We start from the raw sequence: 20,022 nt of genomic DNA, 5'->3' as shown, positions 1-20,022 counted from the left end.
TTACCATGTGGTAGAAAAAATGGGATGCCCGCGCCCGGCGGGCACCCCGCCGTCCCTGGAGTGCCATGTCCGAGCCGTCCGCCCCGGTCGTCCCCCTTCCGCAGTCCCTCACTCCTGAGGGAGGCGACGGACTCCGGCTGGGCGCGCGGGTGCGCGTCGGGGTCTCCTCCGACGACCTGCTCGGTCTCGGCCACACCGTCGCCGGGCTCCTCCGCGTGATGCACGGGGCCGATTCCGAGGTCCGGGCCGGCGGCGGGGCCTGCCTCCGCGCCGACCTCCTCCTCGTCCTCGTCCCCGAGGTACCGGGCGCCGCGGGACTCGCCCCGGCGCGGGGGCTCGACCCGCTGGCCCGGGAGTGCCAGCCCACCGGACCCGGTGGAGCCGCCGGAGCCGCCGGGTCCCGCGAATGCTACGAGCTGGTGGTGACCTCCGGCGGGGCCACGGTGACGGCCTCCTCGGCGGAGGGCCTGTTCCGCGGCTCCACCACCTTCGCCCAGCTGCTCACCCGCAGGGGCGCCGGGGACGGCCTCGCGGCTCCCGCCGTCCGCGTCCTCGACGGTCCCGCCCTGCGCTGGCGGGGCCTCTCGCTCGACGTGGTACGGCGGTTCTTCCCGGTGGAGCAGGTCAAGAAGGTCGTCGACCTGCTCGCGCTGTACAAGTTCAACGTCCTGCACCTGCACCTCACCGACAGCCAGGCCTGGCGCCTGGAGATCACCGGCCGGCCGGGCCTCACCGATCCCGCGAACTGGCCCGCAGACGAGGGCTCCCGCAACGGCGACGGCCCGCAGTTCTACACCCGCGACGACTACCGCGAGATCGTCGCGTACGCGGCGGAGCGCTTCGTCACCGTCGTCCCCGAGATCGACATGCCCGGCCACGCGCTGGCCGCCGTACGCGCCCATCCGGAGCTGGGCGGCCCGGACGAGCCCCCGCACCCGCTGCTGCCCTTCCTCGACCCCCGGGCCGAGGCGACGGACGGCTTCGTGGCGGACGTTGTGAGTGAACTGGCCGCCCTCACTCCGGGGCCGTTCCTGCACATCGGCGGCGACGAGGCCTTCGGCATGCCGCACGAACTGTACGCCGCCTTCACGGCGCGGGCGCTGCACCTGGCCAGGACCGCCGGCAAGCGCGTGGTCACCTGGCAGGAGGCCGCCCGTTCCGGCGCGCTCACCCCCGCCGACCTCGTACAGTGCTGGATCGGCGACGGGGACGCCTTCGACGCCGAGGCCGCCAGGAAAGCCGCCCCGGCCGAGTACCACCCGCTCATCGACACCGTGGCGCGCTCGTTCGAGCAGGCCCCGCAGGACGCGCCGGCAGCCGTCGCCGCCGGCGCCTCCGTGCTCGCCTCGCCCAGCAGCGTGCTCTACCTCGACCGCCGCTACGCCGAGGACTCGCTGCTGCCGGACCAGACGGCCCGGCGCGAGCGGGTCGGCTTCCCGTCGTACGAGCCGCGCACCAGCCGCGAGCTGTTCGGCTGGCAACCGGAGACGCTCGCCGAGATCCCCCAGGACGCCCGGCTCGCCGGGGTGGAGGCGGCGATCTGGTGCGAGACCGTCACCGGCTTCGACGACCTGGCGTTCCTGTTGCTCCCCCGGCTGCCGGGGATCGCCGAGAAGGGGTGGACGCCGCGGCCCACCGGCTGGGCCGGCTACCGCGACCGGGTGGCCGCCCACGCGGGCTGGTGGGAGCGCCTCGGCTGGGGAGGCTACTACCGCTCGGCGGAGGTGTTCGGCGCCGTCGCGGCGGACGCCGTACCGGAGTAGGGAGCCCGGAGCCCGGAGCCCGGCGATCCGCGAGGCCGCCGGGCCCGCCCTTGGAACGATCCATGTGCGAGCTTCTCCGCGACCGCCTAGCCTCGTCGCGTTCCCGGGTCGCCGCCGCGCAACCACGGCAACGGACGCGACGGCGACCCATCGCCCCATCAGGCAAGCAGAGGAGCAACGTGACGATTCTAGTGACGGGCGCCACCGGCAACATCGGCCGCCGCGTGGTGGACGGGCTGGTGGGCGCCGGCCAGCGGGTACGCGCGATGGTCCGCGACCTCCGGACGGCACGCCCCCGCCTCCCCGAAGGAGTGGAACTCGTAGCCGGAGACTTCACGCGGCCGGACACCTGGCCGGACGTGCTGGCCGGCGCAGACCGGGTCTACCTGTTCCCGTACGCGTACTACGTTCCGGAGTCCGCCGCGCTCGGATTCGTCGAAGAGGCCGCCGCCGCGGGCGTGCGCAGGTTCGTGGTGCACTCGGCCGCGGCCGCCGGGTTCGCGCCGTCCGACGATCCGAGCCCGCTGGGCCGCCACCTTGAGGAGGAGCGGCAGGCGCATCGCGGGCTGGAGCTGATGGCGGAGGCCACCGGCAGGGAGTGGACCCACGTGCGCCCGGGTCTGCTCGCCGTCAACGCCCTCGGCTGGGCGGACCGGATCCGCGCCGAGCGGACGGTGCGCGAGCCCTACGGCGACTCCGGCTACCCCCTGGTGCACGAGGCGGACGTGGCCGAGATAGCGGTGGCCGCGCTGCTGACCGACGATCATCTCGGCGCGGCGTACACGATCACCGGTCCGGCCAGAGTCACCCAGGCCGAGCAGGTGACGGCGATCGGCGCCGCCATCGGCGCGCCGGTGCGCTTCGAGGAGCTGACCCCGTGGCAGGCCCGCGCCCAGTGGCTCGCCGACGGCTGCCCCCCGCAAGTCGCCGACTGGTTGATCGAACTCCTGGCCGACGCCGTCGACGGCCCGGGCATGCTGCCGCCGACCGGCACCTACGAGGAGATCACCGGGCGGCCGCCGCGCACGTTCGCCCGCTGGGCCCGCGACCACGCGGCCGACTTCCTCGGGGAGGCGGCGTGACCATCCTGGTGACCGGGGCGACCGGCGTCGTGGGCAGAGGCGTCGTCGGGGAGCTGCTGCGGGCCGGCCGGCGGGTGCGCGCCCTGACCCGCCGACCGGCCGCCGCCCGCCTGCCCGGCGAGGTCGAGGTGTACGAGGGGGACCTGGAGCACCCGGAGTCGCTGCGGGCGGCGCTGGCGGGCGTGGAGCGGCTCTACCTGTTCCCCGTGGCGCGGACGGCCGCCGAGGTGGTCGCGCTGGCCGCCGAGTCCGGGGTGCGGAGGATCGTCGACCTGTCGGGCGCCGGAGCCGACGACGAGACGTTCGAGGACGGCTACCGCGTGGTCGAACGGGCCGTGGAGGCGTCCGGCCTGGACTGGACCCATGTCCGGCCGGGGGAGTTCGCCGCCAACTGGCTGGACTGGGCGCCGTCGATCCGCGCCGAACGGACCGTGCGCCGCCCCCACGGCGGGGCGGTGACCCAGCCCACGCACGAGGCCGACGTCGCCGCCGTCGCCGCCGCGGCGCTCCTCGGCGACGGCCATGAGGGCCGCACCTACACGTTCGCCGGGCCGGAGGCGCTCACCGTCGTCGAGCAGGTCGAGGCCATCGGCCGGGCGATCGGAGAACGGGTGCGCTTCGAGGAGCAGGATCCGGTGGCGGCCCGGGAGCAGTGGATCCGGGACGGGTACCCGGCCGAGGTGGTGGACTGGCTGTTCGGGATGTGGGCGGCGTCGGCCCGCGACCCCGCCCCGGTCGACGAGGAGTGGGCCTGCGTCGTCCCCCGCCTCACGGGCCGCCCGGCCCGGACGTTCTCCGAATGGGCGGCGGAGAACGCCGCGGCGTTCAGCTGACCGTCTCCCCCATCCCCGTCCCCGCCTCCCGGGCGCGGAACTCCCGTTCGAACGCCTCGCGGCGCTCCCGCTGCCCGTTCACGTCCGCCACCGGGGCGGACAGCAGGAGCGCCCGGGTGTAGGGGTGCCGCGGCCCGGCCGTCACCTCGGCCGCCTCGCCCAGCTCCACGATCTCGCCGTGCCGGATGACCGCCACCCGGTGGCTCATGAACCGGATCACCGACAGGTCGTGGGAGACGAACAGGTAGGAGACCCCCGTCTGCTCCTGGATCTCCAGGAGCAGGTCGAGGACCGTCTTCTGGGTGGTCAGGTCGAGGGCCGAGACCGGTTCGTCGCACACGATCAGCCTCGGGTCGATCGCCAGGGCGCGGGCGATGGCCACGCGCTGGCGCTGCCCGCCGGAGAACTCCCTGGGGAGCCGGTGGGCGGCGTCGGCGGGCAGTTCCACCCGCTCCAGGAGCCGGGCGACGCGGGCGCGGGCCTCGCGGGCGCCGTACCCCTGCCCGAGCAGCGGCTCCGACAGCGTGTCCCCGATGGTCAGCGACGGGTTCAGCGAGGTGTACGGGTCCTGGAAGACGACCTGGATGTCGCGGCTCAGCTCGCGCCGGCGCCGGCCGGTGGCGCGGTCGATGCGCTCCCCGGCGAACGTGATCGCCCCGGAGTGGACCGGGACGAGTCCCAGGATCGCCCGGCCGATCGTGGTCTTGCCCGAGCCCGACTCCCCGACCAGGCCCAGGGTCTCGCCGGGCCGGACGTCCAGCGACACCCCCTTCAGGACCTCGACCCGCGGGGCGCGCCAGCCCTTGCCGGGGAAGGAGACCCGCAGGTCCTCGACCGTCAGCAGGGCACCGGCGGACATGCCCGCAGGCGTGCCGGCAGTCCTGTCGGCGGACATGCTGCCCGGCATCACACGACCTCCGCGTTCGACGGCTGCCAGGGCCCGCGGGCCGGGACGCCGTCCAGCACGGCGCCGAGCAGCTTCTGGGTGTAGGGGTGCCGGGGGGCGTGCAGGACCTGCTCCGCCGTCCCGGTCTCGACGATCCGGCCCTCCCGCATCACCGCCACGCGGTCGCACAGGTCCGCGACCACGCCGAGGTTGTGGGTGACGAGCAGGACCCCGAGGCCGCGCTCCTTCTGCAGCCGGCGCAGCAGGCCGAGCACCTCCGCCTGGACCACGACGTCGAGCGCCGTGGTGGGCTCGTCCGCGACGAGGAGCCGGGGGTCGCAGGACATGGCGCCCGCGATCAGGACGCGCTGCGCCATGCCGCCGGAGATCTCGTGGGGGTAGGAGCCGAAGACCCGCCGCGGGTCGGCGATCTCCACCTGGTCCAGCAGGTCGAGCGCGCGCCGTACGGCCTCCGCCCTGGAGATCCGGAGCTTGTGGCGCATGGGCTCCACGAGCTGGCTGCCGACGGTGAACGCCGGATCGAGGTTGCTCATCGGCTCCTGGGGGACGTAGGCGACGACGTCCCCCCGCAGCGCGCGGTGCCTGCGCTCGGGCATCCCGACGATCTCCTCGCCCCCGACCGTGACGCTCCCCCGGCAGACCCGCCCTCCCTCGGGGAGGATGCCGAGGATCGAGAAGGCGGTCTGGGTCTTGCCCGACCCCGACTCGCCGACCAGACCGACGATCTCTCCGGCCCGTACGTCGAGATCCACGCCGTGGACCACCTCGCGCGTCCCGCCGCCGGGCAGGACGTAGGAGACGGCCAGGTCGCGCACGGACAGCAGCTCGGCGCGCTCACCCGCCTCCGGCGAGGTCCCGTCCGCGCTCCGCGGGGTCCCGGTCCGGGGAGTCCCGGCGTCCGCGCTCCGCGGGGCGGCGGGTGCGGCGGGTGCGGCGGGTGCGGCGGGTGCGGCGGTACGGGCCCGGCGGCGGCTCCGCCTGCCCGCGGGCGCCGTCCCCCGGTCCTCCAGGGCGTCGCGCAGGGCGGCGGCGAGCAGGACCAGCGCGCCGCTGGTCAGGCCCAGCGCGAGGCCGGGCCAGAGCATCAGCGACGGGGCACGCTGGATGTTCTTGAACGCCTCGTTGAGCATCGCGCCCCACGTCGGGGTGTCGCCGCTGCCGACGCCGAGGAACTCCAGGCCCGCCTGGAGGCCGATGGCGATCCCGGAGACGAGCGCCACCTGGATGATGATGGGCGCGCGGACCACGAGGAGCACGTGCCGGGCCACGATCCGGGGGTCGCGCAGCCCCGACACCTTGGCGGCGTCGACGTAGAGCTCGTTGCGCACACTCGCGACGATGCCGCGCACCAGCCGGAAGAAGGCCGGCGCCACGAGGAACCCGAGCACCACCATGAGGACCCACACGGTGGAGCCGAGGATGGCGCGCGAGGCCAGGAGCACGACCATGGCCGGCAGGGCCATGACCAGGTTGACGACCCAGTTCGCCGCGGAGTCGAACCAGCCGCCGTAGTAACCGGCCAGCAGGCCGCTGGGCACGCCCAGGAGCAGGGCGACCGCGAGGGCGATCACCGCGCCGCCCAGGGTGTTCCGCCCGCCGTACAGCAGGCGGGTCAGGATGTCCCGGCCGGCGGAGTCGAAGCCGAGCGGGTGACCGGCGGACGGGCCGCCGAACGCGTCGCGCAGGCTCGACGCGTTCGGATCCTGCGGGCTGAGCACCGGCGCGAGCAGCACCGCCAGCACGATGGCGGCCAGGACGACGGCGGAGACCAGCCCCAGCGGGTGCCGGAGCAGCCGCCGGACGGTGCCGGTCCGCTCACTCATGCGATCCTCGCCTTCGGGTTCAGCCATCCGATCAGGATGTCGACGATGAGATTGATCACGATCACTCCGATCACGGAGAACATGACCAGCGCCATGATCACGGGGATGTCGCCGCGGGTGGTGTAGTTGACGGTCATGCTCCCGATGCCGGGGAGCCCGAAGATCTGCTCCACCAGTACGGCGCCGCCGAGCATGCTGACGAACTGCATGCCGAGCACCGCGAGGGCGGGCGCCGAGGCGTTGCGCAGGACGTGCCGGAAGACGATCCGCCAGGGCGGCAGTCCCCGCGCGCGCAGGGTGCGCACGTAGTCCTGGCGCATGACGTCGATCACCGATCCCCGGACCTGCTGCGAGACGCCGGCGACGGATCCGATGGACAGGGCGGCGACGGGCAGCGTCACGGTGGACAACCAGCCGGTGAAGGACTCGGTGAGGCCGACGTACCCGATGGCGGGGAACCAGCGCAGGTGAACCGCGAAGACCAGGACGATGACCAGGGTGACCAGGAAGCCGGGCAGGGCGTAGCCCACGACGGCGAAGACCTGCACGAACCGGTCGATCGCGCCGCGGCGGACCCCGGCCCACACCCCGAGCAGGAACGAGAGCACGGCCGTGACGAGGGTGACGCCGACCATCAGGCTGAGCGTGACGGGCAGCCGGTTCGCGATCGCCCGCGTCACGTTCTCGCCGCTGAACCAGGAGGTCCCGAAGTCACCCCGGACGGCGTGGGCCAGCCAGTCGAGGTACTGCGCGAGGACGGGGCGGTCCAGGCCGAGGGCGGCGTTCCTGGCGTCGACGAGATCCTGGCTGGCCCCCTGCCCGAGGAGCTGACGCCCCACGTCCACGTCGGGGATCGACAGGAGCAGGTAGGAGAGGAGGGAGATCACGAACAGGAGCACCGCCCCCGCCGCGGTCCTGCGCGCGATGAAGCTCAGCATGAGAACTCGGCATCCGTTGTCGGGCCGCGTCCGGGGCGGGTACGCCCGCCCCGGGCGCGGGTTCTGCGTGGGACCGGGGCGCTACTCGGCGGGCGCGTAGTTGTAGATGGACGGCACCGCCATGCCGTCCTGCGGCGTGATCGTCACGCTGCCGTCCGAGACGTGCAGGTACGTCATCCGGTAGAAGGGCACGAACCAGCCGTCCTTGACGAGGTGCTCGTTGAGCGCCTGCAGCTCGGCCTTGGCCTCCTCGGCGTCCCTTCCCTGGATCTCGGGCAGCAGCTTCTTCACCGTGTCGTCGGTGTAGCCGAACATGTTGAACGCCCCGGGCAGGACCAGCTCGCCCACCACGACCCAGTCGGTCGAGGACTGGCCGATGTTCATGACCAGGCCGGAGAAGGCGCGGTCGGTGAAGATGCGCTTGATCGCGCTGCCCGCGTCGACGTCCTCCCAGACGAGCTTGACGCCGACGGCGCCGAGGTCGGCCTGGAGCGAGGCGGCGAGCGCGTCGGAGACGATCGCGGCGATGCGGGGCAGCTTGAGGGTGAAGCCGTCGGCGTGCCCGGCCTCCTTGAGCAGTTCCCGCGCCTTGACCGGGTCGTAGGAGTAGTAGGAGTCGAGCTCCGGCTTGTAGGCCGCGGTGCTCTTGCCGAAGACCTGGTTGGTGAGCTCGCCCCGGCTCTGGCGGATCTTCTCCAGCATCGTCTTGCGGTCGATCGCGTAGTTCAGCGCCTGGCGCACCCGCGGGTCGCGCATCTGCGGGGTGACCACGCCGCCCCGGTCGAACAGGACCAGGCCCTGGAAGTCGAACTCCTGCTTGACGGCCTTGATCTTCGGGTCGCTCTCGGCGCTGATCTGCTGGTCGGCGTCCTGGATCAGGGCGGCGTTGACCTGCCCGGTCTTGAGGCCGTTCACGATCGCCGTCTCGTTGTCGAAGAAGTTGATCGTGATCGTGTCGTAGGGGAGCCTGGTCCCCCAGTAGCCGGGGGCCCGGGTGAAGGTCCACCTGGTCCCGATGAACGTCAGGTTCTGGTCCAGGTCGTAGGGACCGGTCCCGCTGGGCTTGGTCTTCAGCGCGTCGCCCTTGGCGAAGTCGGCGGGGTTGGCCATGAGACCGGCCGCGTCGCTCAGGTAGAACAGCATCGCGGGGTTGGGCTTCGACAGCTCCAGCGTCACGTGCGTGGCGTCGACCACCTTGATCGTCTTGACGTCGTTGAGCGTCTTGGCCTGGGCGCCGCCGCCCTTGCGGAAACGCTCCATGTTCGCCTTGACGGCCTCGGCGTCGAACGGCGTGCCGTCGTCGAACTTCACGCCGCCGCGCAGCGTGAGCGCCAGCTCGGTGAGGTCGTCGTTGTACTTCCACTCCGTGGCGAGCATCGGGCTGTAGGAACCGTCCGGCTCGCGTTTGATCAGGGTGTCGTAGACGGCCTGGAAGAACGGGAGCGCGCTGCCGGTGGCGTCCTTCGGGTCGAGGCTCTGCGGGAGCGTCATCGTCGCAAGGCTCAGGGCCTTGGGCTCGTTCTCCGGCGTGCCGCCGCCGGCGTCCGAGCAGCCTGCGAGCGCCAGCGGCGCGGCGAGGAAGGCGAGCGCGGCGATGGCGACCCTGGCGGATTTCTTCATGGAGCTCACTCCGTCTCAAGGCGGGGGGACGGCTGTCTCGGCCGGATGTGCGGCGAGCATACCCGTAAAACTAACCACGTGGTAGGTTTAATGTGAGCCGCCCGGGGCCGGGCTAGTCTCGCGGTACCGCGGCACGGATCAGCACCCCACGTGCCGTGCGGACATCCCCTGGACCGCAGAAAGGCCGGTCGGTGACCGAAGCGATTCCCCGCCAAGGGCGCAAGGGCGAGCGCACCCGTTCGCGCATCCTCGACTCCGCCATGGAGCTCTTCTCCCGCTCCGGCTTCCACGCCGTCTCCCTGCGCGACATCGCCGCGCACGCGGGGTTGACGCACGCCGGGTTGCTCCACCACTTCCCCGGCAAGGACAGCCTGCTCATCGAGGTGCTCAGCCGCCGCGACGAGATCGACGCCAAGGTCATGTCCCGCCCCGACCCCGGCGACCTGCTGGGCCGCGTCGTCGACCAGGTCACGCGGAACATGCGCACCCCCGGACTGGTCGGCCTCTACGTGAAGATCTCCGGCGAGGCCGCCGACCCGGACCACCCCGCGCACCAGTACTTCGTCGAGCGGTACCAGCGGCTGCGCAGGCAGGGCGCGCGGCTGCTGTCCGAACTGTTCAACCGCGCCTCACCCCCGCTCCCCCACGACCCCGACGCCGTCTCCCAGCAGCTCATCGCGCTGATCGACGGCCTGCAGACCCAGTGGCTGCTCGAACCGGAGGCGGTCGACATGCGCGCGTCGGTCGTCGCCTTCCTCTCCCAGCTGGGCCTGGACGTACCGCCCGCACACGCCGAACCGGACCCGCCCCACCACCCCTGACGCCCCCCCGGCGACTCCGACGACCCTGACGACCCCCGACGACCACGAACACGAGCACGAGCACGAGCACGAGGGATCGCATGACGCAGAACGGCCGTGAGGCATCGGCCCCCCGCCCCGCCCCGGAGGAGACCTCCGGGCTCAGCCTGACGGAGAAGGCCTCGCTCACCTCCGGGAGCACCACCTGGAACACCACGGCCGTCCCGGGTACGGTGCGCGCCCTCACCCTGTCCGACGGCCCGCACGGGATCCGCCGCCAGCCCGAGAGCACGGGCGACGCCCTCGGCATCCACAACAGCCTCCCGGCGACCTGCTTCCCGCCCGCCGTCGCCCTCGGCTCCTCCTGGGATCCGGAGCTCGCCCGCCGGGTGGGCACGGCCCTGGCCCGCGAGGCGTCCGCGCTCGGGGTCGACGTCGTGCTCGGCCCCGGGGTCAACATCAAGCGCTCGCCGCTGTGCGGCCGCAACTTCGAGTACTTCTCCGAGGACCCCCACCTGACCGGGGTGCTGGGCGCGGCCGTCGTCACCGGCATCCAGTCCCTCGGCGTCGGGGCGTGCGTGAAGCACTTCGCGGCCAACAACCAGGAGACCGACCGCATGCGGGTCAGCGCGGACGTCGACGAGCAGACGCTGCGCGAGATATACCTGCCGGCCTTCGAGCGGATCGTGCGCGAGGCGAGGCCGTACACGGTCATGTGCTCCTACAACAGGATCAACGGCGTCTACGCCAGCCAGAACCGCTGGCTCCTGACCGACGTGCTGCGCGGGGAGTGGGGTTTCGACGGGCTGGTGATGTCGGACTGGGGCGCGGTCAACGACCGGGTGGCGGCGCTGGAGGCGGGCCTCGACCTGGAGATGCCTCCCACCGGGACCGACGGGGAGATCGTCGAGGCGGTGCGCTCCGGACGCCTGCCCGAGGAGGTCCTGGACCGGGCGGCAGGGCGCCTGCTCGCACTCGCCCGGCGGCTGGAGGACCGGCAGCGCTTCGACGGCTGGGACGCCGACGCCCACCACGAACTCGCCCGCGAGGCGGCCCGCGCCTCGGCGGTCCTGCTGAAGAACGACGACGTGCGGGGTGAGGGCCCCGTCCTGCCCCTGGACCCGGCCGCGCACCGGCGCGTCGCCGTCCTGGGAGAGCTCGCCCGCACCCCGCGCTACCAGGGCGGCGGCAGCTCCCATGTGGTGCCCACCCGCCTGGACAACGCCTGGGACGCCCTGGTCTCCGCCGCCGGGCGGGCAGGCGGGCAGGTCGCCGGGCGGACCGGTGAGCAGGCCCGTGAACAGGCCACCACCCTGACCTTCGCCGCGGGCTACCGCCTGGACGGTGCGCCCGACGCCGAGCTCGAACGGGAGGCGGTGGCCGCGGCGGCGGAGGCCGACGTGGCGCTGCTGTTCCTGGGCCTGCCGGACGCCGCGGAGTCGGAAGGGTACGACCGCACCACCATCGACCTGCCCGCCGTCCAGGTCGCCCTGCTGCACAGGGTGGCCGAAGTCTGCCCGCGGGTGGTCGTCGTCCTGTCCAACGGGTCGGTCGTGTCGGTCGCCGAGTGGCAGGACGCGGCCTCGGCGATCCTGGAGGGCTGGCTGCTCGGCCAGGCGGGCGGGTCCGCCCTGGCCGACCTGCTGTTCGGCGCGCACAGCCCGTCGGGCCGGCTCACCGAGACGATCCCGAACCGCCTCGCCGACGTCCCCTCCCACCTGCACTTCCCCGGCGCCGACGGCCACGTCGTGTACGGCGAGGGCCGCTACGTCGGCTACCGCCACCACGACACGCTCGGCACCGGCGTCGCCTACCCCTTCGGCCACGGCCTGACCTACTCGCGGTTCGAGTACTCCGATCTCGACGCCCGGGAGACCGGGGCCAACGAGTGGAGCGTCGAGGTCACCGTCACCAACACCGGCGAGCGCTTCGCGCACGAGGTCGTCCAGCTGTATGTGGCCTTCGAGGAGGAGCGGCCGTCCCGCCCCCGGCACGAGCTGCGCGGCTTCGCCAAGGTGGGGCTGGAGCCGGGCGCCGCGGAGCGGGTCCGTTTCACCCTCGCCGGGCGGGACATCGCGCAGTGGTCGGTCTCCCGGAAGGACTGGAGGATCGACCCCGGCTCCTTCACCGTCGAGGTCGGGGCCTCCTCACGCGACATCCGCCTGCGCGCCGGGCTGACCACCCCGGGCGACGGCTACCTGGCCCCGCTGACCGGGATGTCCACCCTGGGCGAGTGGCTCGCCCACCCGGCCGGTTCCCCGGCGCTGCGCAAGGTCCTCGGCGACTCGCCCGCCGTGGCCGCCCTCGACCGGGTCGATCCGGCGTTGCTCGGCATGGCCCTCGGCTTCCCGCTGATCAAGTTCAGCACCTTCGGCATCGGCCTGACCCCCGAGGTGGTGGACCGGCTCGTCGCCACCGCCGCGGAGCTCCACCCCTGACATCACGCCGGGGGCGGCCCGGTGGCACGCGGTCACCGGGCCGCCTCCGGGGGCCGATCAGGCGGGGGACAGCTCCTCGTGGACCGCCCCGGCGGAGAGGACGCCGGTCCGGGCGATCGCGCCCAGCCAGCGGGCGCTCGGCTTGACCGTCCGCGCGAACGTCTCCCGGTCCACCGCGACCAGCCCGAAGGTCGGCCGGTAGGAGCCCCACTCGTAGTTGTCCAGCAACGACCAGTGCAGGTATCCGCGCACGTCGATCCCGTCGGCGATGGCGCCGTGCAGTCCGGCCAGGGCGCCGCGCGTGTACTCGACGCGCTCGGCGTCGTCCGCCGTCGCGATGCCGTTCTCCGTCACGAGGATCGGCACGCCCGGCAGCCGCGCCGCCGTGTACCGTACGGCGTCGCCCAGCGCCGCCGGGTAGAACTCCCATCCCATGAGGGTGCGGCGGGCGCCGTCCGGCACCGGCAGCGCGCCCCGCCGCCCGATCCGCACGCGCGTGTACGCCTGCACACCGATGAAGTCGTCGGCCGCCGCGACGTCCAGGAACTGGTCCTCGCGCGGCCACGCCCAGGCGTCGCGCTCCGCCTCCGCGCCGGGGTCCGCCTCGAAGTTCTGGTTGGCGACCGTCCAGCCGGACCTCAGACCGGCCGCGCCGAGTTCCTCGCGGGCGGCACGGTGCGCGGCGGCCAGGGCGTCGGCCATCTCCTGGTCGGGAGGGGGCAGCGCGCCGGCGACGCTCTCCCCGTGCTCCCCGTGCTCCCCTCGCTCGCCCCGCTTCATGATGGCGGCGACCATCGCGAGCATGTTGGGCTCGTTGACGGTGCAGACCCACTCGACCCCGTCCAGGATCGGCAGTACGGCGCGCACGTAGCGGCGGAACCGCGCGACCGCCTCGGCGGACGACCACCCGCCCGCCAGCTGGAACCAGAGCGGGCTGGTGAAGTGGTGCAACGTCACCACCGGGGTGAGGCCGCGCTCCAGGCACCCCTCGATCATGCGGCGGTAGTGCGCCAGCGCCGCCAGGGAGACCTGGCCCTCCGCGGGCTCCACCCGTGCCCACTCGATGCTGAAGCGGTAGGCGGTCAGGCCCAGACCCCGGACGATGTCGAGGTCCTCGCCCCAGCGGTGGTAGCTGTCGCAGGCGTCTCCGCTGCGTTCGGGCATGACGCTGCCGGGACGGTTCTCCATCGCCCACAGGTCGCTGGCGACGTTGTTCCCCTCGATCTGGTGCGCGCTGCCCGCCGCCCCCCACAGAAAACCCTCCGGGAACGAGAGCTCCATACCGCCTCCCCTTGTCCACCTCGACGCACAGATCACCGCGAGGACTGGCAGAAAACCTACCACTTGGTTACTTTTTTTGGAGGCGGTGGCCCGGATTCCGGGAAGGCTCATCTGTCGCCGAGTGGCGTGCCTCCCGCGGCCAGCGGGGACGGCAGGGTGATACGGACGCAGGTGCCCTCGCCCACTCCGCTGGTCAGCCGTACGTCACCGCCGTGCAGGGCGATGACCCGCTTGACGATGGACAGGCCCACCCCGATCCCGTCGATCGCCCCGGCCTCGGCCTCGGGCGTGCGGTAGAAGTCCTCGAAGACCCGCCCGACATCGTCCGTGCCGATGCCGATCCCGGTGTCGTGGATCTCCGCCGTCGGCACCGGATCGCCGGTGACGGCGACGTCGATCCGGCCCCCGTTGGGAGTGAACTTGATCGCGTTGTCGATCAGGTGCGTCAGCGCGGGCCGCAACCGTCCGGCGTCGGCCCAGGCCATGACCGGCCGCGGCGCGTCCAGGGTCAGGGTCTGGTTCTTGGGCCGGGACTTGGCCTCGGCCTCGGCCACCAGCGCGGACAGCAGCGCGGCCAGGTCGACCGGCCCGGCGATGAAGGCGACGGTCTGCGCGCTGAGGCTGGCCAGCAGCAGCAGCTCGTCCAGCCGCTCCAGCAGCCGGTCGCTGTTGCGCTCGATCACCTCCAGGAACCGCCGCTCGGTGATCTGGTCCAGCTCGGTCTCGTCGTCCTGGAGGAGCTGCAGATAGGAGCGGATCGAGGTCAGCGGGGTGCGCAGCTCGTGGTTGATGCTGCGCAGGAACAGCTGCTTGAGGTCCTGCACCTGCTCCCGTTCCCGGGCCATCTGATCGTTCCGACGATCATGGTGGTGGCACTCCACCACGGCGACCGCGCAGGCGGCCAGCGCGATCAGGGCGCCTCGCTGCTCGGGGCCCAGCCTGCGCGGCCGGCGGTCCATCACGCACACCGTGCCCAGGATGTGCCCGGCATGGCTGATCAACGGCGCGCCGGAGTAGAAACGCACGCCCGGCTCACCGCTGACCAGGGGATCGTCGCGGAAGCGCGGATCGGCGCGTGCGTCGGGGACCTCCATCGGCTCCCGGCCGTAGATCACGTACGGGCAGAACGCCACTCGGCGGTCCATGACGTCGGAGTGCATCCCGGTGCGGCCCTTGAGATGCTGGGTGTTCTTCCCGATCAGGTTGACCAGCGCCACCGGAGTCCGGCAGACGCGCGCGGCCAGTTCGGCGATCGCCGTCAGGACCGACTCCAGCGGGGCTTCGACGGCCTCCAGCTCCGCCAGTTCCCGCAGCCGGTCGGATTCGTCGGCCGGGACCGGGAACCGGTCCGTCCTGTCGATGACGGATGCCGGGGTGTGCCCGCGATCCTCGCCACCGGGGCGCGGTGACGGCCGCCGCGCGGCATTCACCGCCCCAGTCCTGCCGGAGGGAGCGGCATCGAGATCGTATGACCCTCCATGACCACCAGCGCGCTGAACATGACCTTCTCACCTCCGGCTCCCTGTCGATGCCTGCTCCGACAAACGTCCCAGACAGACCCCCTACCCGGCCGGGTGGCACAGGCACGAGCCGCTGCGTCAAGAAACCTTCGGCTTTTTGACGCAGTCGAGGGAGGCTGGATACCAGCCCTGCCACGCCGCATCGGCGGGTTCGCCCGGGAACGCCTTACCCGTCGCCCCCGCCGGTGAAGCGGAGGGCGCGCACGCGTAGCCGCTCCGCCTCCATCCGGTGGAACCGGTCGTCGCACTTCAGCCGGGACTTCTCCCGGGGCGTGACCCGCGCCGCGAGCGTGGCGTGGCAGGAGGCCAGGCGCTCGTGGACCTCGGCCAGGGCCGTGCAGGTCCTGGCCGCGCGGAGGAGCAGGATCTCCAGCTGCGCGGCCGTCTCTCGCCTGAGCCGCGCGGCTCGCTCCAGGGCGGGGTGCGGAGCCGCCTGCGGGACCGCGGAGGACACAGGGGATACAGGGAACACGGGGGACACGGGGGGCACGGGGGACACGGGGGACGTCGAGGGAGGGGCGGCGGAACGGCGGCGCTCCGCGGCGCCCGTACGGCCTGAACGGCCGCTCCCGAAACGGCGCGGGACCGGAAGGTGCCGCCGGCGCACGCGCGGGGCGCCGGGCACGGCGCCCCGCCCGCGCTCCCCCGCCTGGGCGGGAGATTCCGGGCCGAGTCCCGGACTGAGTCCCGGGACGGTCTCCGGACCGCGCTCCGGGCCTCCGGCGGCCTTCAGCGCGTCGAACATCCCCGTCACGGCCTCGGGAGCGGTGACGACCAGCTCGCCGCCGGCGACGCGCAGCCGCCGGTGGATCCGGGCCAGCATGTACGCCCCCGCGACGTCGCAGAAACGCAACTCGGAAGCGTCGACCGTGATGTACCGGGCCCCTCGCGAGACGAGGGAATCCAGGATGGACTCCACCAGCTCGCAGTTGGAGGAATCCATCTCACCGCTCACCGTCAGCGATGCCGTGTCATCACTGCAGTGGGCGATACGCACCGATACGTTCACGGAGCCCTCTTACCCGGCGAGGACGCGGTCTCACACCGGCCGGCCCGCCTCCTCCGGTTCGTAGGCGAGGTTGGGACGCAGCCAGCGCTCGACGTCGGCCAGGCCCAGGCCGCGCCGGAGGGCGTAGTCCTCGACCTGGTCCCGGCCGAGGCGACCCACCGTGAAGTAACGCGACGCCGGGTGGGCGAAGAGCAGCCCGCTGACGCTGGCGGCCGGGGTCATCGCGAAGGACTCGGTCAGGGCCATGCCCAGGCGCTCCGCGCCGAGCAGGTCGAACAGGTCGCGCTTCTGGCTGTGGTCAGGGCTCGCGGGGTAGCCGAACGCGGGGCGGATACCGCGGAAGCGCTCGGCGTGCAGGTCCTCCAGGGAGGGAGCGGCGTCCGGCTCGTACCACTCGCGCCTCGCCTGGAGGTGGACGTACTCGGCGAACGCCTCGGCGAGGCGGTCGGCCAGGGCCTTCACCATGATGGACCGGTAGTCGTCGTTGCGGGCCGCGAAGGCGGCGGCGAGCTCCTCCGCCCCGTGGACGGCCACCGCGAACCCGCCGACGTGGTCCCCGTCCGGCGCCACGTAGTCGGCCAGGCAGCGGTTGGCCCGCCCCTCGGGCTTGGCCGTCTGCTGACGCAGCATCGGCAGGCGCACCGTCGTCGGGCGGCCGACGGCCGTACCGGTCTCCGCCGGGACGCCGTCGCCCGCCGTACCGGCCTCCACCAGGATGTCGTCGCCGTCGGAACGCGCGGGCCAGAAGCCGTAGGCGCCCCGGGCCTGGAGGGAGCCGTCGGCGACGATCCGGTCGAGCAGCGCGTTCGCCTCGTCGTAGAGCTCCCGGGCCACCGGCTGGTCGAGGATCGCCGGGTACTTGCCCTTCAGCTCCCAGGCGAGGAAGAAGAACTGCCAGTCGATCATCTCGCGGAGGGCGGTCAGGTCCGGCCGTACGACGCGGACCCCGGTGAAGGCGGGGACCGGCAGATCGTCGAAGGAGACCCGCTCGCGGTTCGCGCGGGCCTGCGCGACGGTCAGCAGCGGGCTCCGCTCCCTGGCCGCGTGCTGCTCGCGCAGGCGCTCCTGGTCGGCGCGGTTGTTGTCGGCCAGTACCCCGGCCCGGTCGTCGTCCAGCAGGTCCGCGACCACGCCGACGACGCGGGAGGCGTCGAGCACGTGGACCGTGGTGCCGTCGTAGGCGGGGGCGACGCGCACCGCGGTGTGCTGGCGTGAGGTCGTGGCGCCGCCGATCAGCAGGGGCAGCTTCAGCCCCCGGCGCTGCATCTCCCCGGCCACGGCGACCATCTCGTCCAGTGACGGCGTGATCAGCCCGGAGAGCCCGATCACGTCGGCGCCCTCGGCGACCGCGGTGTCGAGGATGACGTCGGCCGGGACCATGACGCCGAGGTCGACGACCTCGTAGTTGTTGCAGCCGAGCACGACGCCCACGATGTTCTTGCCGATGTCGTGCACGTCGCCCTTGACGGTGGCGAGCACCACCTTCCCGTTGCCGTGCCCGCCCTCGTCCCGCCCTTCCAGCCGCGCCTGCTCCTTCTCGGCCTCCATGAAGGGTTCGAGGTGGGCCACCGCCCGCTTCATCACCCGCGCGCTCTTGACCACCTGCGGCAGGAACATCTTCCCCGCGCCGAACAGGTCGCCCACGGTCTTCATGCCGTCCATGAGCGGCCCCTCGATCACGTCGAGGGGGCGCGCCGCCCGCTGCCGGGCCTCCTCGGTGTCGGCCTCGACGAAGTCGACGACGCCGTGCACGAGCGCGTGCGCCAGCCGCTCCTCCACCGGGGCCTCGCGCCAGGACAGGTCCACGGTACGGCGGGTGCCGGTCCCGCTGACCGTCCCGGCGAAGGCGACCAGCCGGTCGGTGGCGTCGGGGCGCCGGTCGAAGATGACGTCCTCGACGAGTTCGAGCAGGTCCGCGGGGATGTCCTGGTAGAGCGCGAGCTGGCCCGCGTTGACGATGCCCATGTCCAGCCCGGCGCGCACGGCGTGGAAGAGGAACGCCGAGTGCATCGCCTCGCGCACGACGTCGTTGCCGCGGAAGGAGAACGACAGGTTGGAGATGCCGCCGCTGGTCCGCGCCCCGGGGCAGCGCTCCTTGATGAGCGGCAGCGCGTCGATGAACGCCTTGGCGTAGCCGTTGTGCTCGGCGATGCCGGTGGCGACGGCGAGCACGTTGGGGTCGAAGACGATGTCCTCGGCGGGGAAGGCGGCCTCCCGGGTGAGCAGGTCGTAGGCGCGGGCGCAGATCTCCACCTTGCGCTCGACGGTGTCGGCCTGCCCCTTCTCGTCGAAGGCCATGACGACCACGCCCGCGCCGTAGGACCGGATGCGCCGGGCCTGCTCCAGGAACGGGCCCTCGCCCTCCTTGAGGCTGATGGAGTTGACGACGCCCTTGCCCTGCACGCACTTCAGACCGGCCTCCAGCACGCTCCACCGCGAGCTGTCGATCATTATGGGGATGCGGGCGATCTCCGGCTCGGTCGCGATGAGGTTCAGGAACGTGGTCATGGCCCGCTCGCTGTCGAGCAGGTCGGCGTCCATGTTGACGTCGAGCAGGTTGGCCCCGCCGCGCACCTGGTCCAGCGCGACGCCGGCGGCGGCCTGGTAGTCGTCCGCCTCGATCAGGCGGCGGAACCGCGCCGAGCCCGTGACGTTGGTGCGCTCTCCGATCATGACGAAGCCGGTGTCCGGGCCGATCTCGAACGGCTCCAGCCCGCTGAGGCGGGTGCGCGCCGGGTGCCGCGGGACCGGGCGCGGCGGCAGGCCGGACACGGCGGCGGCGATCCGCTCGATGTGCGCGGGCGTCGTCCCGCAGCAGCCGCCGACGATGTTGACCATCCCGGAGGCGGCGAACTCGGCGAGTATCCCCGCGGTCTCCTCCGGCGTCTGGTCGTAGCCGCCGAACGCGTTCGGCAGCCCGGCGTTGGGGTGGGAGGCCGTGTAGGCGCCGGCCAGCCGGGACAGTTCGGCGACGTACGGCCGCATCTCCGCCGCGCCCAGTGAGCAGTTCACCCCCACCACCAGCGGGTCGGCGTGCTCGATCGCGCGCCAGAACGCCTCGACGGTCTGCCCCGACAGCGTGCGCCCGCTCAGGTCGACGACCGTCACCGAGATCCACAGCGGCAGGTCCGGGGCGACCTCGCGCGCGGCCGCGATCGCGGCCTTCGCGTTGAGCGTGTCGAAGATCGTCTCGATCAGCAGCAGATCGACGCCGCCCTCGGCCAGCGCCTGGATCTGCTCGGCGTAGGTGGCGCGGACCTCGTCGAACGACACCGTGCGGTACGCCGGATCCTCCACCTTCGGCGACAACGAGAGCGTGACGTTCAACGGCCCGACCGAACCGGCCACGAAACGCCCGCCCACCTCGTCGGCCGCCTGGCGCGCGAGCTGCGCTCCCCGCAGGTTCATCTCCCGCACCAGCGACTGCAGCCCGTAGTCCGCCTGGCCGATGCCCGTGGCGGTGAACGTGTTGGTCGTGGTGATGTCCGCGCCGGCCGCCAGGTAGCGCCGGTGGATGTCCAGGATGACGTCCGGGCGCGTCAGGTTCAGCAGGTCCGGGTCACCGGTCACGTCGAGGGGGTGGTCGGCCAGCAGTTCGCCGCGGTAGTCGGCCGGGGTGAACCCGGAGCCCTGCAGCATCACGCCCCAGGAGCCGTCGAGCACCGCGACCCGCCGGTCCAGGAGCTCCTTCAGAGCGCGGGCGCCGTCACGGCCGGAAGACGAATTCACTCAGGTCACCTCCGTTGTCCGGAGGCGCCCTTGTCGAACATGCGCCAGGCCGAGCGTGGCGGGTCGGAGCCCGTTGCAGCGCCTCTCGGCCTGGAATTCGACGATACCAAGGGAACGGCCCGCGCCGCCCGTCCCCGCCGGATTCTCCGCTCCGCCTCGATTTCCTGCGGCATTGACGTGAATTTCCGCAGATTCCCCGAGATTCTCGCCATATTTACCGTGCGCAGCGGTTACGCAGCGCGCGGGTAGCAGCGATCATGAAAAAGACAACGGGACATT

13 protein-coding genes and 1 riboswitch are annotated in these 20,022 nt (G+C 72.6%); of the genes, 5 read left to right on the top strand and 8 right to left on the bottom strand.

Features of this window, described 5'->3' with window-relative positions; genetic code table 11:
• Nucleotides 1-65 precede the first annotated feature (65 nt).
• The 3 genes from IEZ08_RS29335 to IEZ08_RS29325 all read left to right on the top strand — a co-directional run bounded on the left by IEZ08_RS29335 (nucleotide 66) and on the right by IEZ08_RS29325 (nucleotide 3,678).
• The gene (locus IEZ08_RS29335; RefSeq protein ID WP_068925967.1) at nucleotides 66-1,763 is read left to right on the top strand and encodes a family 20 glycosylhydrolase; all 1,698 of its coding nucleotides are present in this window, start codon (nucleotides 66-68) and stop codon (nucleotides 1,761-1,763) included.
• Between the two features lie 179 nt (nucleotides 1,764-1,942).
• On the top strand, nucleotides 1,943-2,845 hold the full coding sequence (locus tag IEZ08_RS29330) for an NAD(P)H-binding protein (RefSeq protein WP_229803624.1): 903 nt from the start codon (nucleotides 1,943-1,945) through the stop codon (nucleotides 2,843-2,845).
• Nucleotides 2,842-3,678, top strand: a complete 837-nt coding sequence (locus IEZ08_RS29325) for an NAD(P)H-binding protein (protein ID WP_189243400.1) — start codon at nucleotides 2,842-2,844, stop codon at nucleotides 3,676-3,678. The genes IEZ08_RS29330 and IEZ08_RS29325 overlap by 4 nt, the downstream gene beginning before the upstream one ends.
• Here the strand turns inward: IEZ08_RS29325 and IEZ08_RS29320 are convergent.
• The 4 genes from IEZ08_RS29320 to IEZ08_RS29305 form a co-directional block, all read right to left on the bottom strand.
• The gene (locus IEZ08_RS29320) at nucleotides 3,671-4,585 is read right to left on the bottom strand and encodes an ABC transporter ATP-binding protein (RefSeq protein WP_203863525.1); all 915 of its coding nucleotides are present in this window, start codon (nucleotides 4,583-4,585) and stop codon (nucleotides 3,671-3,673) included. The two genes, IEZ08_RS29325 and IEZ08_RS29320, sit on opposite strands and share 8 nt — an antisense overlap.
• Nucleotides 4,585-6,435, bottom strand: a complete 1,851-nt coding sequence (locus IEZ08_RS29315; protein WP_203863526.1) for a dipeptide/oligopeptide/nickel ABC transporter permease/ATP-binding protein — start codon at nucleotides 6,433-6,435, stop codon at nucleotides 4,585-4,587. Before IEZ08_RS29315 ends, IEZ08_RS29320 begins: the two co-directional genes overlap by 1 nt.
• Entirely contained in the window at nucleotides 6,405-7,346 is a 942-nt protein-coding gene (locus tag IEZ08_RS29310) for an ABC transporter permease (RefSeq protein WP_068925974.1), read from the bottom strand. Before IEZ08_RS29310 ends, IEZ08_RS29315 begins: the two co-directional genes overlap by 31 nt.
• An 81-nt stretch (nucleotides 7,347-7,427) precedes the next feature.
• A complete protein-coding gene (locus IEZ08_RS29305; protein ID WP_189243399.1) occupies nucleotides 7,428-8,966 on the bottom strand; it encodes an ABC transporter substrate-binding protein in 1,539 nt (512 codons plus the stop codon).
• A 191-nt stretch (nucleotides 8,967-9,157) separates the two neighbouring features.
• On the opposite strand from IEZ08_RS29305, the gene IEZ08_RS29300 reads away from it, so the two are divergent.
• Together IEZ08_RS29300 and IEZ08_RS29295 are read left to right on the top strand one after the other, a co-directional pair.
• Nucleotides 9,158-9,787, top strand: coding sequence for a TetR/AcrR family transcriptional regulator (locus IEZ08_RS29300; RefSeq protein WP_068925978.1), 630 nt, complete (start codon nucleotides 9,158-9,160; stop codon nucleotides 9,785-9,787).
• Nucleotides 9,788-9,867: 80 nt separating this feature from the next.
• Entirely contained in the window at nucleotides 9,868-12,204 is a 2,337-nt protein-coding gene (locus IEZ08_RS29295) for a glycoside hydrolase family 3 C-terminal domain-containing protein (RefSeq protein WP_189243398.1), read from the top strand.
• Between the two features lie 57 nt (nucleotides 12,205-12,261).
• Here IEZ08_RS29295 and IEZ08_RS29290 read toward each other — a convergent pair whose 3' ends face one another.
• From IEZ08_RS29290 to metH, 4 genes are all read right to left on the bottom strand, one after another.
• Nucleotides 12,262-13,485, bottom strand: coding sequence for a glycoside hydrolase family 1 protein (locus IEZ08_RS29290; RefSeq protein ID WP_068925981.1), 1,224 nt, complete (start codon nucleotides 13,483-13,485; stop codon nucleotides 12,262-12,264).
• 107 nt (nucleotides 13,486-13,592) lie between these two features.
• Nucleotides 13,593-14,915, bottom strand: coding sequence for a GAF domain-containing sensor histidine kinase (locus tag IEZ08_RS29285; protein ID WP_084780586.1), 1,323 nt, complete (start codon nucleotides 14,913-14,915; stop codon nucleotides 13,593-13,595).
• A 256-nt stretch (nucleotides 14,916-15,171) separates the two neighbouring features.
• The gene (locus IEZ08_RS29280) at nucleotides 15,172-16,002 is read right to left on the bottom strand and encodes an STAS domain-containing protein (protein ID WP_373294387.1); all 831 of its coding nucleotides are present in this window, start codon (nucleotides 16,000-16,002) and stop codon (nucleotides 15,172-15,174) included.
• A gap of 42 nt (nucleotides 16,003-16,044) precedes the next feature.
• The gene (gene metH / locus IEZ08_RS29275; protein WP_189243396.1) at nucleotides 16,045-19,743 is read right to left on the bottom strand and encodes a methionine synthase; all 3,699 of its coding nucleotides are present in this window, start codon (nucleotides 19,741-19,743) and stop codon (nucleotides 16,045-16,047) included.
• A gap of 15 nt (nucleotides 19,744-19,758) precedes the next feature.
• Nucleotides 19,759-19,836, bottom strand: a riboswitch (S-adenosyl-L-homocysteine riboswitch).
• Nucleotides 19,837-20,022: the final 186 nt, after the last annotated feature.

Source organism: Planobispora rosea, assembly GCF_014648175.1.
GTDB classification, from domain to species: domain Bacteria; phylum Actinomycetota; class Actinomycetes; order Streptosporangiales; family Streptosporangiaceae; genus Planobispora; species Planobispora rosea.
Note: the sequence above shows the minus strand (reverse complement) of the source record. Positions and strands in the feature narration are given on the sequence as shown.